Here is a 13,716-nt window from a genome sequence, read left to right as displayed (position 1 = left end):
CTATCTCCCTTACTCCTGCCTTAAATAAATGCTTTTCCAAAATGTGATCAAACGCTCAAAGGTTGCCCACGCTTCCTCTGCGTCCAGGCTTCCATTTTGCATCAATGCATGGAGGCACCCGTCGCACGCCCAGTAATTCTCCTGAACCAGCATATGTAAGTCAAGCCCCGTAACAAACGGCTCCTGTTCCATTGCCTGCAAAAAAGGCTGGTTATATTTCAAGAGGAGAAGCTTACAGCGTCTCTGCACTTCATCTGCTATATCGACATCCGCCTCATAAAATCCATTTATCATAAACTGTGACAGCTCCGGCTTTTCTGCCAACAATTTTATTTTATATCTCATCCCTTCTTTTAGCAGTTCAAAATATCCTTTCTGTGCCCACTTTTCCATTCCTGCTTCCTGCATAGATTCCTCCACAGTACGTATTGCTTCGTCCCACAGAAACCAGTACAATTCTTTCTTATTCTTAAAATAATAAAACAACAGCGACTTACTGATTCCTGCTTCTCTCGCAATCTCGCCGACTGGACATTTTTTATAGCTGCCGCCTCCAAATACCCTGTAACCAGCCTGTATAATCCGCTGTTGTTTTTCTTTTGGCAGGGAATAAAACTTTTCATTCATTGCCCTTTTCCTCCCGCTGTTTTCCTTACCTCACCTTATTTTAGAGCGGCTGACCGTTTTTGTGAACCCTGCTTTTCTATATTTAATTTCATTTTTATACCGGAAACACCATTACCTTTCCAGTTCTTTTTCTACTTTGTGAAGAAGTATCAGCAAAGTTTCTCTCTCTTCTTCTTTTAACCCCGCACATATTTTTTCATCCAGCTTCTGAAATCCTTCTGCAATCTCCTCCGCCTTTTTATATCCGTTTTCTGTCAGCGCAATCAAATACGATCTCCTGCACTGTGGATTCTTCTCTCTTTTTAAATACCCTTCCTTTTCCAGACGATCCAGTACCCTCGACATCGTCGTGACATCCAAATCACACGCATCTGCCAGCTTCTTCTGCGTTACGGGTTCATGCGCTGCAAGAAATTGCAGAATACGTGCCTGCCCCTGTCCTGGGGTCAGACCGATCTCTTTTAAAAAATTCTGCACGATCTTTCTTCTTGCCTGTTCTATTTGAAATAATGTCTTTCTGATTTCTTCCTTCTCCATCCTTCTGCCATCTCCTCTGTTTCCGCTTTTTACTTTCTTTCAACTTGGCTGTTTTCTCTTAATCCAACTCATACATCCCCATATAAAGCTGATAGTAACGTCCTTTTTTCTCAAGCAGTTCTTCATGGCTTCCGCGTTCTATAATTTCTCCTTTTTCCAAAACCATGATTGCCTTAGAATTTCGTACTGTAGACAGCCTGTGTGCAATCACAAAAACTGTCCTTCCCTCCATAATCGCATCCATTCCCTTTTCGATCAGACGTTCTGTCCTTGTGTCGATAGAACTGGTCGCTTCATCCAGAATCAGAACGGGAGGCTGCGCTACCGCTGCCCGTGCAATGGCAAGAAGCTGCCGCTGTCCCTGGGAAAGATTATTTCCGTCACTGTAGAGCATTGTATCATATCCGTCCGGCAATCTGCGTATAAAAGAATCCGCATTGGCAATCTCCGCCGCTTTGCGTATCTCTTCGTCCGCGGCGCTCAGCCTTCCATAACGGATGTTTTCTGCAATTGTCCCTGTAAACAAATGCGTATCTTGTATAACCATAGACAGGGAACGTCTCAGGTCGTCCTTCTTAATATCCCGTATGTCGATCCCGTCATATAAAATTCTTCCGCTTTGTATCTCATAAAACCGGTTAATCAGATTGATAATCGTCGTTTTGCCTGCACCGGTAGAGCCTACGAACGCAATCTTCTGTCCCGGCTTTGCGTAAAGGCTGATTCCATTTAAGATCGTTTTTTCCCTCACATACCCAAAAACGACATTCTCAAAACGAACGTCTCCTTCCAGGCGGATCAGCTCTGTCCTTTTGCCGTCCGTTCTTTTCCATGCAAAGATTCCTGTGTATGTCTCACTTTCCTTGAGTGAATCATCCTCTTTTTTCTCCGCCCTCACGAGCGTAACCTTCCCTTCATCCTCCTCGGCTGGTTCATCCATCATTTCAAATATGCGTTCCGCCCCTGCCAGCGCCGACAGGATAAAATTAATCTGTTGTGTAAACTGATTTAACGGCATAGCGCTCTGCCTTACATAGACCAGATAAGATGCAAGACTCCCCAGATCCATCATCCCGCTTAGTGCAAGCAAACCTCCCACGCAGGCACAAACTGCGTAGTTTCCATAGGAAAGGCTCACAATCGCAGGCACCATCATACCAGAATAACTCAAAGCGCTGGTAGACGCTTTCCTAAGCGCTTCATTTCTTCTGTGAAATTCCTTCATATCTTCCTTTTCATGGTTAAAGATTTTTTCCACCTTCTGCCCTGCTACCATCTCTTCCACAAAGCCATTGATCCCTGCAAGCTCCGTCTGCTGCCTGCTATAGTACACTTTACTTCTCTTTCCGTTCCATTTGATAAATACAAACATAATTCCTAAAAACAGGCAGACAATCAACGCCATGACCGCATTCAAGACAAATAGCATAATCACAGTACCTGTCAGTGTCAGGAAACTCTGGATCGCCATTGTAAAGCTATTATTTAACGCCTCCTGTACAGTGTCCACGTCATTCGTAAACCGGCTCATCATCTCCCCATGTGTGTGCTCGTCAAAATAACGGAGAGGAAGCTTCTGGACATGTGCAAATAAATCCTGCCGTATATCCCCTACAATCTTCTGCGCTGTTTTTACCATTAAACGGTTATATGCAAAGGTCGCCAAAGCGCCGCACAAATACATAATTCCCATTCCTGCCACTGCAAAAGCAAGCCCCTTTACATTTCCCGGCAAGATCAAAGAATTGATGACTGGTTTGAGCAGATACGTGCCCATGACGCTGGCAGATGTACTGACTATAACGAGAGCCGCAACCAGCAGCAGCATCCATTTGTGGATTCCCATATAGGCAAGCAGATGCTTTAATGCCTGCTTTGTATTCTTCGGACGTTTATATCCTGCATACCTTGCCATTACAGCTCCACTCCTTCCTTCTGGGATTCATATATTTCCTGGTAAATATGGTTATTCTCAAGCAGTTCTTCATGCGTACCTGTCCCCTGTATCCTTCCGTCATCCAGAACTACAATAAAATCCGCGTGCCTGACAGAAGAAATCCTCTGCGCGATAACGATTTTCGTCATATGCGGCAAAAATTCTGCAAGCTGACTCCGTATCCGCGCCTCTGTCGCCGTGTCGACCGCGCTGGTAGAATCATCCAGGATCAGCACCTTCGGCTTTTTCAAAATGGCTCTGGCAATACAGATCCTCTGCTTTTGTCCTCCTGAAACATTCACGCCACCCTGTCCCATCTCCGTGTCGTATCCTTTTTCCAGCCGTCCCAGAAACTCATCCACTCCTGCGATCCGGCATGCTTCGTCTAACTCCTCCTGTGTCGCGTTTGGATTCCCCCACAGTAGATTTTCACGAAGCGTCCCGGAAAATAAGGTGTTTTTCTGCAATACGACCGCCACCGCGTCCCGTAAATGCATAAGCGGATATTGGTCTACTGCTTTTCCGTCAATTCGGACTGCCCCTTCCGTCACTTCATATAGACGGGGAATCAGTTGTACCAGCGTAGTCTTAGCCGATCCGGTCTGCCCGACGATCCCGACTGTACTTCCTGCCGGAATTTTTAAATGAATATCAGATAATACATATTCCGGCGCTTCCTTTTTATATTTAAAATATACATGGTCAAACACGATTTCTCCTCGGATGACTTCTATGTCTTCTGCTTTATCCTCCCGAATATCAATCTCTTCATCAATGACCTCCAATATACGTTTACCTGACGCTAAAGAACGCGTCATCATCATAAAAATATTGGATATCATCATCAAAGAATTTAAAATCTGAAGTACATAGCTTAGAAATCCTGTCAATTCTCCCACCTGCATATTTCCGACCTGGATCATCCTGCCTCCAAACCAGAGAATTGCAAGTATTGTCCCGTACATGACAAGCTGCATTGCCGCCATATTCGTAGAAGCAAGCTTAAACGCTTTTTCTGATTGTGTTTTTAAATTGGTATTGACTTTTTCAAACTTTTCTATTTCGTATTCCCCTCTGACATACGCCTTTACCACCCTCACCGCTGTCAGATTTTCCTGGATAATCCGGTTCACCAGATCGATTGCCGACTGCATTTTCGCATACAGCGGACGTACATGGCTGATAATCGCATACAGAAAAACAGCAAGCACTGGTAAGGCTATGAAAAAGACGATGGCAAGCCTGTGATTGATAGAAAATGCCACTGCTGTCGCCAACACCAGCATAACTGGTCCCCTGCACGCCGGACGCATACCGCCGGAAATGGTATTCTGAATGTTTGTCACGTCACTCGTCATGCGCGTCACCAAAGAAGATAGCTGAAAATGATCCACATTCGCAAAAGAAAATTCCTGAAATTTGGCGTACTCCGCTTCTCGTAAGTTGGCTCCCACCCCCTGGCCGCAGCGCGCGGAAAAACGTGCGCTCCCTATCCCCAGTACAAGGGCAAGAAGCGCGCAGACAAGCATAATCCCGCCTTGCTGGAAAATGTATACTTTATCCTGATTCGCAACCCCGATATCCAGGATATTTGCCATAATCAAAGGAATTACCAGCTCAAAAACAGATTCTCCTGTAATGCAGATAACAGCCAGATACAGATACTTCTTATATTCTCCCATGTAAGAAAAAATCCGACGAAGCATATTTCTTTCTCCCTTCACAGTTGTATATACAACTATTGTATGCACAATTATTTTCAATGTCAACCTCTATCGCCTTTCTCTGCTACAGAAAAGGAGTACGACCAACAGACTAAAATACTCTTTATTGAGATTGATATACAAAATTGATATAATATGGATTATAAAGAACTAGACAAATAAACGCTTGTCTTTAGAATTAAACAGATAAAAATGCATTTGATTAAATCCATATAGAGATTTAGGAGGTCGTATATGATTGACATAGAAAATAAAGGCTATTGCCCCATATTAGAGGAAATCCAGGAGTACGTCAACAATCCTGTGTTTACACAATTTTGCTCAGATTTGAAAACAAAATATACTTGCAATGAAAAAATAGAGTTCAGTTCTTGCAGTTGGGAACCTGGCTGGAATATCAAATTTAAAAAATCCGGAAAATCTTTGTGTACAATATATCCCAAAGAAAATTACGTAACAGTTCTAGTTGTTGTCGGGAGAAAAGAAAAAGACGCTGTAGAAACAATTTTATCTGAGTTTACACCGGAGTTAAGAGAGCTCTATAGACAGACAAAAACAGTCAATGGACAAAAGTGGCTGATGATTGATTTAGAAGATAAAGGAAACTTGTATTCTGATATATTCCGTCTTATTGATATTCGCAGAAATTAATTAATTAGAAATGTATGAAGCTAGGTATCTTCTCTCAAAAATGTTATAATAGTATTATATTACTATTTCGCTTGCAAAGGAGGCCTCTTATGAATGTATCAAATCACCCTTCTATTACCAATAAAACACTTCGCAGCAAAGCCCAGGAAGTAGAGCAGATTTTGTCACTCTATAAAGAAGGAAAAAATATAACAGAGATTGCATCCTCTCTGCATTTTTCACAATCCTATGTACAGGATGTCCTGCTTTGTGCACAGACGCTTGCCGAAGATGATGCTATGGCGATCGCTATGGTTATGGAAGATTCTTAAACGGGTAGCACAAAATTCCCGCACTAGCATAAAATGGGTGCGCCGCCTTTTAACGTCGCACCCATTTTCTCATCTTTATTTTTACGCTACATTTGTTTTTTTCTGCTTTCTGCAGGCAGCGTCAAATTCTTTTAATTTCTCCCGCGCTTCTGTGCTCAAATTCGTCGGTACCTGTATCTGTACCTTCACATATAAATCCCCGTACAGATTAGGTTCTTTTACAGATACAATTCCTTTTCCTTTTAGGCGGATTTTCGTGCCTGGCTGAATCCCCGCATGAATCTTACAGACAACATTTCCTTTCAATGTTTTCACCACTGTCTCTCCACCAAATACCGCAGTTGTAAAAGGTATCGAAGCTTCTGTGTAGACATCCATTCCTTCCCGCTTAAATCCAGGTTTTTCCCCGACATTTACTTTCAGCAGAAGATCTCCCGCTTCTGCCCCTCCCATGCCCGGCTCTCCTTTTCCGCGCAGCCGGATTGTCTTGCCTGTATCAATCCCCGCCGGAACGCGGACCTGCAGTGCTTGTACTTTCCCGTCTGCTCCCTGCAAATGCAGAATCTTATCACATCCAAATACCGCTTCGTCAAAGGTCACATTTACTTCTGCTCTCAAGTCAGCACCTTTCTGCCGGAAGCTGCCCATATCTGAATCATAAAAAGCATGATTTTTAAAGCTGCTCCCGTAAGTGCCTCCGCCGAAACCCTGTGTCCTTGATTTTCCGCCATGAAAAATATCGCCAAACATCTCACTGAAAATGTCATCCATATTGCCACCCTCAAAGTGGTACTCTCTGTAATCTCCACTCTGTCCGCCAAAACCGTTTTTAAAGTCAAACCCACCAAAGCCACCGGCTTCCCTTGCATTTTGGCTTCCGTCAAATGCCGCATGTCCAAACTGATCATATAGTTTCTTTTTTTCTTTATCACTTAGTACATTATATGCTTCTGTAACTTCTTTAAATTTTTCTTCCGCCTGGGACTTCCCTGCATTTGTATCTGGATGGTACTTTTTTGCAAGTTTCCTGTATGCTTTTTTTATTGTATTTTCATCTGCATTCCTGTGAATCCCTAAAATATCATAGTAATCTCTTTTTACTGCCATTACATATCACCTCTCTCTTTCCTAACACTTAAAAAGAATGTGCTTTGCACATTCTCGCACCGAAGCGCAGCTGTGTCAGCAGCCATTTTCCACTTGCGCGCAGTGTGCATCCCACGGAGGGTTTCATTGTATAGGGAACGGAGTTTCCTATACAATGAAAAAGAATCCCCGGAATATCTCCGGGGTTTTGTTCTATATGTAATATAGCAAATATAATTTTAATTGTCAACCTTTTATTGTTGTATCCTATTTCTTTTTTAACAGTTTACTATTGCATTTGATCGATTTTACGTAAAATTTTTAATACCTCATCTAATTCTTCTCTTGGTGGAACACGCATACGGACGGCATTAGGACCCACGCAATAAAAATTCTTTCCTGACACAACGCTAATTCCTTCACACGACAACGCCTTTGCCAATTCAAAATCCGACCGCGAATGGTATAACATAAAAATCGGAACATGTACATCCGTCCATGCTATTTTTAAATGTGTAAACGAAGTATTCATAATTGGAAGCTTCAAACCACGTACTACATTTCGAAGATTTGAAAGAAAGTCCGCCTCTTTTAGTACTTGCGCACAGATACGGCGTGCGAGAGTATTCCCATCATAAGGAGATGTCAACTTTTTCATCTCCTCTATAATCTCAGGCCTTGCTGCAAGATACCCCAACCTAAGCCCTGCAAGCCCAAACCCTTTCGAAAATGTGCGGAGAACTATAAGATTATCATACGTCTTTATTAATGTTATCGCAGAATTTTCAGAACGCATATATTCGCCATACGCTTCATCAACAAGTACGCATATATTGTCTTTTGCCGCTTCTCTTACAATATATTCTATCTGTTCCAACGGAATACATTGACCTGTAGGATTATTCGGATTATCCAGATATATTAATGTATCCGTCTGTTCTATCTGTTCTGTGAAACGTTTTAGTTCAAATCGGTAGTTTTCACCCATAGGACAGGCACGGTATATTCCCCCGCAAAATAACACATCCGAACAGTAAGAAGAATACTGCGGTGCATAGCCCAGTACTCTTGTCCCCTGTTCGATCAGCAGTTTATTCACAAGATACAATAATTGTTGAGAACCATTCCCCAGCAGAAACATATCCGCGGTTATTTCTGCCGTCCTGCTCCAATAACATGCCAACTCTTCTAATAACGTATTGTCCTGCGGGTAATCCGCCAGATCCAACTTTCGGCAACACTCCGGCAGCAAAAGATTATTGATTCCGGCAGCGCAGTCAATTTGCAGATGGACGTTATTGTCATGCACATATGTCATCTTTTCGTTAGCTATTACAGATGCTTTTATTTTAATCATTTCTTCTCCTAAACGGCGGCCCTGCATAAAGCAAGTAGCCGCCGCCATCTCTCACTTTCTTAACTTACGCTTCTGCCGCATCCGCAACTTGTTCTTTCCGCCATACAAACCAGCCTGTGCATGCATAGAGAATTGCAAACAATGGTACGATAAAGCTTAAGAACGCATAAGGTATATATGCGATTCCAATGCCAAGTACGGAATACATATACGCACACGATGTTCCCCATGGAACTAGTGGAGCGCCGATTGTACAGGTATCTTCCAGTGTCCTGGACAGCACTCTGGATTGTATGCCCATCTTGTCATAGGCCGGACGGAATGTTCGTCCTCCGAGAATAATCGGCATTACCTGATGCCCGGAAATTACCAATAAAGAGTAGCAATATACCATGGTGGAAAGGATAAGTCCGCGCGGTTTACGTACTGCCTTGAGCAGGACGTTCTTCACCAGGCACTCAATGACACCGCTCTTTTCTAATACAGCGCCCATGGTCGCGGAAAGAATGATAATCGCAACTGTTCCATACATAGAAGTCATACCTCCGCGTGACAGAATTGTATCCACCATGTCCACTCCTGTATCCGATATAAATCCGTTCATTGCCGCGCCTAAAACTGCCGGAAGACTTGCTTTCTGCAAAACGCAGGCAAACACGCCGCTGACCGCGGTACAGCCCAGCATGGCGGGCACAGCCGGCATTTTCATAGCTGAAACAACTAAAACCAAAAGCGCCGGAATCAATGCGAAAACTGTGATATTAAAATTCGATTCTAATGTTGTCATAATAGTCTGAACGCTGCTCAAATCTGCATTTGCAGAAGCACTGTGTATTCCTAAAACTGTATATAAAATCAGACATATCACCGTAGCAGGTATTGTCGTATACATCATAGAGCCAATATGGTCGTACAGACGAGTTCCGGACATATCTGCCGCTACATTCGTTGTATCAGACAATGGAGAAAGCTTATCTCCGAAAAATGCTCCCGAGCACACTGCTCCTGCCATCAGCGGGGCAGAAATATCCATACTGATTCCCACGCCAAACAAGGCGAGTCCCATTGTAGCAATCGAGCCAAAAGAACTTCCAGTAAACAGGGAGGTAATGGCACACAGTACAAAAGTCAACGGAGTAATTACTGCTGGAGAGCAAAGCTTCAGACCATAGTAAAGCAGCGTAGGAACTGTCCCTCCTATAATCCAGATGCCCACCATCATACCTACACTTATCAAAATCAAAAGAGTGGTAGCTGAATCTCCGACAACATGTTTAATTGTATTTTGTACGTCCTCCCATTTATTTCCCATCAGAAGAGCAAATACAATCGCGATGCATCCTCCCATAGCAAGTCCCATCTGGATTCCTACATCGCCTCTTATCGCCGCTACAACGGCGGCAATCACGCAGACAAGCGCCAAAAATGCCTGCCACACTTTGGGTTCTCTACGTATTCTCTCTTTTTTTACTTCCGTCGTTTTTTCTTTTTTCATCTCACAATTCCTTTCTTCACTTAATTATCCGCAATTTCCTTACAATGGGATATTTCCATGCTTCTTAGGTATCCTTTGTTCTGTTTTCTGTTCCAACGCCCGAAATGCTTCCATCACTCTTTTGCGTGTCTCACCCGGCACGATAATATCATGTATATATCCAGACTCCGCCGCCATATATGGGTTCATCATAATTTCTTCGTATTGGTGAATATATTCCTTTCGTTTCGCTTCTGCATTTTCTCCTTGCTCTATTTCTTTTGCAAAAATAATATTGGCGGCTCCTTCCGCCCCCATCACCGCTATTTCGGCTCCGGGCCAGGCAAATACATAATCCGCACCAAGGTGTATAGAACACATTCCAATATAGGCACCGCCATATGCTTTCCTTGTAATTACAGTCACTTTTGGTACATCAGCTTCCGCATACGCATACAAAAGTTTCGCTCCATGACGGATAATCCCCCCATATTCCTGGCTTTTTCCTGGTAAATACCCTGGTACATCTTCCAATGTCAAAAGTGGGATTCCAAATGCGTCACAAGTCCGAATGAATCTGGCAGCCTTATCCGAAGCGTTAATATCCAGACAGCCTGCCAGTATCGAAGGCTCATTTGCAATCACTCCTACACTTCTCCCGTTCAACCGGATAAAACCGGTTCTTATATTCCGCGCAAACTCTTCTTGATACTCAAAAAACTCTCCCCGATCTGCAATTCCATCAATTACACTCCGCATACTGTATGGTTTCCGCGGATTCGCTGGCACAATATAATCCATATTTTGATCTCTCCGAAGCTCTTGTTCCCCCTCCTTTCTTTCCGGCAGCTTCTGCTCTGAGAGCAATTCTATTAATTTCCGTATTCTGCCAAAACAGTCTTCCTCTGTCCGATCTCTAAAATGCGCACAGCCACTTATCTCGTTATGTATCTTTGCACCGCCTAGATCCTGGGAAGAAACAACCTCACCTGTCACCTCTTTTAATACCCGTGGCCCTGTAATAAACATCTGGCTTATACCATCAACCATAAACACAAAGTCCATCAATGCCGGCGAATATACGGCACCGCCGGCACACGGACCTAATATCGCACAAATCTGAGGAATTACACCCGAAGAACGAACATTATTTATAAAAATCTTTCCATAACCACCTAAAGCATTTACTCCCTCCTGGATTCTGGCACCACCCGAATCATTGATTGCTACAATCGGTGATTTTGTTTTTAGAGCTTCTTCTTGTACCGCGGCTATTTTATTCGCATGCATCTCGCCGAGTGTTCCCCCAAGGACCGTAAAGTCCTGTGAATATGCATATACGAGGTGTCCCTGTACATATCCATGTCCCGTCACGACTCCGTCCGCCGGTGCCGTTTTGCTCTCCATACCAAAAGCAGATGCATGATGCTTCACAAACAGTCCAGTTTCTACAAAAGTACCTTTATCAAAAAGCATTTCCAGCCTTTCACGTGCTGTATGCTTCCCTAAACCACGCTGTTTTTCAACCGCCTTATTCCCTCCGCCCATCCGGATCTTTTCTTTTATTTCAAGGAGTTCTCTTTGTTCTCTAGTCATATTACATTCCTCAAATCACTTTTTTGAATATTTACTCTATACTCCGAGAAGCTTTCCCGGATTTTCCGAAGTTATCTTTCTGATCTCTGATTCTGTAAGCCCAAATTTCAGCATATCTGCAATAAAGTTCCGCATCCCCTCCACCGGATGAGGACGTCCCACCTGTCCCAGATCGGATGCAACCACACAATATTCAACCCCGTGTTCACGTATCATCTCATAAATCTTTTCATGTGATGACTTGTTTGAATATACCAACGCCAGCACATGCTCTACATAGACACCTTGCGCCGTCAGTTCCTGCATCTGTTCTGCCGTAGCTTTTAAAAGATGCTCTGGGTGATCTACAACAATTTTCTCTACTCCGGCTTCCTTCGCCGCCTTAATTACCGCGTATGTCTCCGGCCAGGAAAGATGCCCTGTTCCAAGCACTACATTTTTCTGTGCGATCAGTTTGCAGATTTCATATACTTCGTCTAATAAGCTCCCATCTTCCTTTAATACAGAAAGTGGCGGATCCTGTGAAAGCGCAAATTTTGTTTTTGGCATTGCAGCCTGTGCCTTTGCCGTCATCTTCGCGTGTCCTTCTTTGTGGAACCTGGCCGAAAGCGTCGGCATCCATATTACTTTTGCGCCACAGCCCAGTGCCGCTTCAACCACGCGGGGATTCACTCCACCTGCCGCATTGTTTAATGCTACGCTTCCATATATATGAAAGGGCGCCTCCCGGACTATATATTTTTGAATAATGTTTGCCGTTTCCGCCGATGGAATATGCTGATCTTTAATTACGATCGCTTTCTGTCCCGCAGCCATCGCTTCCTGTGCCGCCTCTACATGATCCAATGAACGGCTTATCAGTCCCGGGCCACTGTGGATATGCATGTCCACAGACCCCTCTAATAATGAATCTATCTGATCCATAGTTCATACCTCCTTTAAATAATTGCGCAATTTAAATAATATCATAATATTATAATACCTTTATATCAATTATGCATATCAAACAAAAATATGTCAACTGTCACATATTACTAGTTTTTTTTGCATTTTTTTGTACAAATTATTGCGTCGAAACATATTGACAGAATACCTTTCAAAAGGTATTATCATAGTATGTTTGATACACCGTTGTGAAAATAGCACGTATCACTCAGCATCTATTTTCCGTTGTATCTACAAAAATAAAAATGAGAGAAAGGATGAATGGCATGAAAGATTATGAACCGAAAAAGATGAAGGCAATTACATTTACCGGAATCCGGCGCGTTCTTGAAAGAGCCGGGCAATTAGAAGCCGATGGAAAATCCGTAATCCATTTTGAAATCGGCCAGCCTGACTTTGTCACTCCAAAGTATATCCGCGAAGCAGCATGTGCTTCTCTTCAGGCAGGTAATACACGCTATACTTCTAATTACGGAACTATAGCACTGCGTAAAGCCATCGCGAAAAAATTGGAAAAAGAAAATCACATCCACGCGGATCCCAACAGTGAAATTATGGTTACCGTCGGCGGAGAAGAGGCAATGGCTGCCGCTGTCCTTGCACTGGTGGATGCCGGAGATGAGGTAATCTTATCCGATCCGGGATATTCCCCTTACGACAGCATTGTCAAAATCGCAAACGCTGTTCCCGTTTATGTACCTTTACGCGAAGCAGATAACTGGAATTTTGATTTGGAGATCCTTAAGCAGAGCATCACCTCTAAGACAAAGCTGATTATGCTTTGTACCCCTTCTAATCCGACCGGTACAATTATAGACAGGGAAAGCTTAGAAGAACTCAGCCAAATTTGTATCGACCATGATATTCTTGTGATCGCAGACGAGGCTTATGAGCGTATTCTATATGAAGACAATGTACATACGTCTATTGCTAGTCTGCCTGGAATGTGGGAAAGAACAATTACAATTCAGTCCTTTTCCAAAAGTCATTCCATGTGCGGTTTCCGTATAGGCTACATTGCTGCCTGCAAAAAATTAATGTCCATTTTAATCCGCGCACATCAAAAAATTGTACTCTGCGCAACTTCCTCCTCACAGGATGCTGCTCTTGCAGCGCTCACACAGGAGTCAGATGAAATTGCTTATATGATGGAACAATTTAATAAGAGACGCGAATTAATATATAGTACATTAAAAGAACTCGGACTGCCCTGTGCATATCCGCAGGCTGCATTTTATGTATTTCCAAATGTCTCTTCTCTAGGTATGGACGGCGATACCTTCTGCCAGCGTTTTCTTGAGGAATATGGAGTAGCCTGTGTTCCTGGCAGTGACTTTGGCCCTGGTTCTAAAAATAACCTCCGGCTCTCCTATGCTACTTCTTATGAAGACTGCGCCGAAGGAATGGAACGTTTAAAGAAATTTGTAGCAGATATCCGTTCCAAACAATAAAAATAAAACAATAAGAAATGG

Annotated in this window: 12 protein-coding genes; 3 read left to right on the top strand and 9 right to left on the bottom strand. The window is 43.2% G+C overall.

Annotation, left to right across the window (positions count from 1 at the left end):
• Positions 1 to 9: 9 nt before the first annotated feature.
• The 4 genes from H8S37_RS11080 to H8S37_RS11065 all read right to left on the bottom strand — a co-directional run bounded on the left by H8S37_RS11080 (position 10) and on the right by H8S37_RS11065 (position 4,806).
• A complete protein-coding gene (locus H8S37_RS11080) occupies positions 10 to 627 on the bottom strand; it encodes a TetR/AcrR family transcriptional regulator (RefSeq protein WP_186876130.1) in 618 nt (205 codons plus the stop codon).
• A gap of 111 nt (positions 628 to 738) precedes the next feature.
• Positions 739 to 1,164 (bottom strand): MarR family winged helix-turn-helix transcriptional regulator, encoded by a 426-nt coding sequence (locus H8S37_RS11075; protein WP_186876129.1) that lies wholly within the window; start codon positions 1,162 to 1,164, stop codon positions 739 to 741.
• A gap of 58 nt (positions 1,165 to 1,222) precedes the next feature.
• On the bottom strand, positions 1,223 to 3,079 hold the full coding sequence (locus H8S37_RS11070; RefSeq protein WP_186876128.1) for an ABC transporter ATP-binding protein: 1,857 nt from the start codon (positions 3,077 to 3,079) through the stop codon (positions 1,223 to 1,225).
• Entirely contained in the window at positions 3,079 to 4,806 is a 1,728-nt protein-coding gene (locus H8S37_RS11065) for an ABC transporter ATP-binding protein (RefSeq protein WP_186876127.1), read from the bottom strand. Before H8S37_RS11065 ends, H8S37_RS11070 begins: the two co-directional genes overlap by 1 nt.
• Before the next feature lie 252 nt (positions 4,807 to 5,058).
• On the opposite strand from H8S37_RS11065, the gene H8S37_RS11060 reads away from it, so the two are divergent.
• The gene (locus H8S37_RS11060; RefSeq protein ID WP_186876126.1) at positions 5,059 to 5,475 is read left to right on the top strand and encodes a DUF3788 domain-containing protein; all 417 of its coding nucleotides are present in this window, start codon (positions 5,059 to 5,061) and stop codon (positions 5,473 to 5,475) included.
• An 89-nt stretch (positions 5,476 to 5,564) separates the two neighbouring features.
• On the top strand, positions 5,565 to 5,786 hold the full coding sequence (locus H8S37_RS11055; protein ID WP_186876125.1) for a helix-turn-helix domain-containing protein: 222 nt from the start codon (positions 5,565 to 5,567) through the stop codon (positions 5,784 to 5,786).
• 81 nt (positions 5,787 to 5,867) lie between these two features.
• Here the strand turns inward: H8S37_RS11055 and H8S37_RS11050 are convergent, their stop codons facing one another.
• The 5 genes from H8S37_RS11050 to H8S37_RS11030 form a co-directional block, all read right to left on the bottom strand.
• Positions 5,868 to 6,893, bottom strand: coding sequence for a DnaJ C-terminal domain-containing protein (locus tag H8S37_RS11050; protein WP_186876124.1), 1,026 nt, complete (start codon positions 6,891 to 6,893; stop codon positions 5,868 to 5,870).
• 268 nt (positions 6,894 to 7,161) lie between these two features.
• Positions 7,162 to 8,229 carry a pyridoxal phosphate-dependent aminotransferase gene (locus H8S37_RS11045; protein ID WP_186876123.1) on the bottom strand — a complete coding sequence of 356 codons (1,068 nt, stop codon included), beginning with the start codon at positions 8,227 to 8,229 and terminating at the stop codon, positions 7,162 to 7,164.
• Positions 8,230 to 8,293: 64 nt separating this feature from the next.
• Positions 8,294 to 9,724 (bottom strand): Na+/H+ antiporter NhaC, encoded by a 1,431-nt coding sequence (gene nhaC / locus H8S37_RS11040; protein ID WP_186876122.1) that lies wholly within the window; start codon positions 9,722 to 9,724, stop codon positions 8,294 to 8,296.
• 39 nt (positions 9,725 to 9,763) lie between these two features.
• Positions 9,764 to 11,299, bottom strand: coding sequence for an acyl-CoA carboxylase subunit beta (locus H8S37_RS11035; protein ID WP_186876121.1), 1,536 nt, complete (start codon positions 11,297 to 11,299; stop codon positions 9,764 to 9,766).
• A gap of 36 nt (positions 11,300 to 11,335) precedes the next feature.
• Positions 11,336 to 12,223: a DUF6282 family protein gene (locus H8S37_RS11030; protein WP_186876120.1), complete on the bottom strand. Its 888-nt coding sequence runs from the start codon at positions 12,221 to 12,223 to the stop codon at positions 11,336 to 11,338.
• A 287-nt stretch (positions 12,224 to 12,510) separates the two neighbouring features.
• Here H8S37_RS11030 and H8S37_RS11025 point away from each other — a divergent pair, with 287 nt between their 5' ends.
• On the top strand, positions 12,511 to 13,695 hold the full coding sequence (locus H8S37_RS11025; protein WP_186876119.1) for a pyridoxal phosphate-dependent aminotransferase: 1,185 nt from the start codon (positions 12,511 to 12,513) through the stop codon (positions 13,693 to 13,695).
• Positions 13,696 to 13,716 lie beyond the last annotated feature (21 nt).

This window comes from Mediterraneibacter hominis (genome assembly GCF_014287475.1).
Classification (GTDB): Bacteria; Bacillota; Clostridia; order Lachnospirales; family Lachnospiraceae; genus Mediterraneibacter; species Mediterraneibacter hominis.
This window is presented reverse-complemented; position numbering and strand designations above follow the sequence as displayed.

Bases quoted from the DNA above. Each gene is read 5' to 3' on its own strand.
- H8S37_RS11070 (WP_186876128.1), bottom strand. From the start codon at position 3,079: ATGGCAAGGTATGCAGGATATAAACGTCCGAAGAATACAAAGCAGGCA.
- H8S37_RS11065 (WP_186876127.1), bottom strand. From the start codon at position 4,806: ATGCTTCGTCGGATTTTTTCTTACATGGGAGAATATAAGAAGTATCTG.
- H8S37_RS11075 (WP_186876129.1), bottom strand. From the start codon at position 1,164: ATGGAGAAGGAAGAAATCAGAAAGACATTATTTCAAATAGAACAGGCA.
- H8S37_RS11060 (WP_186876126.1), top strand. From the start codon at position 5,059: ATGATTGACATAGAAAATAAAGGCTATTGCCCCATATTAGAGGAAATC.
- H8S37_RS11055 (WP_186876125.1), top strand. From the start codon at position 5,565: ATGAATGTATCAAATCACCCTTCTATTACCAATAAAACACTTCGCAGC.
- H8S37_RS11035 (WP_186876121.1), bottom strand. From the start codon at position 11,299: ATGACTAGAGAACAAAGAGAACTCCTTGAAATAAAAGAAAAGATCCGG.
- H8S37_RS11050 (WP_186876124.1), bottom strand. From the start codon at position 6,893: ATGGCAGTAAAAAGAGATTACTATGATATTTTAGGGATTCACAGGAAT.
- H8S37_RS11045 (WP_186876123.1), bottom strand. From the start codon at position 8,229: ATGATTAAAATAAAAGCATCTGTAATAGCTAACGAAAAGATGACATAT.
- H8S37_RS11030 (WP_186876120.1), bottom strand. From the start codon at position 12,223: ATGGATCAGATAGATTCATTATTAGAGGGGTCTGTGGACATGCATATC.
- nhaC (WP_186876122.1), bottom strand. From the start codon at position 9,724: ATGAAAAAAGAAAAAACGACGGAAGTAAAAAAAGAGAGAATACGTAGA.
- H8S37_RS11025 (WP_186876119.1), top strand. From the start codon at position 12,511: ATGAAAGATTATGAACCGAAAAAGATGAAGGCAATTACATTTACCGGA.
- H8S37_RS11080 (WP_186876130.1), bottom strand. From the start codon at position 627: ATGAATGAAAAGTTTTATTCCCTGCCAAAAGAAAAACAACAGCGGATT.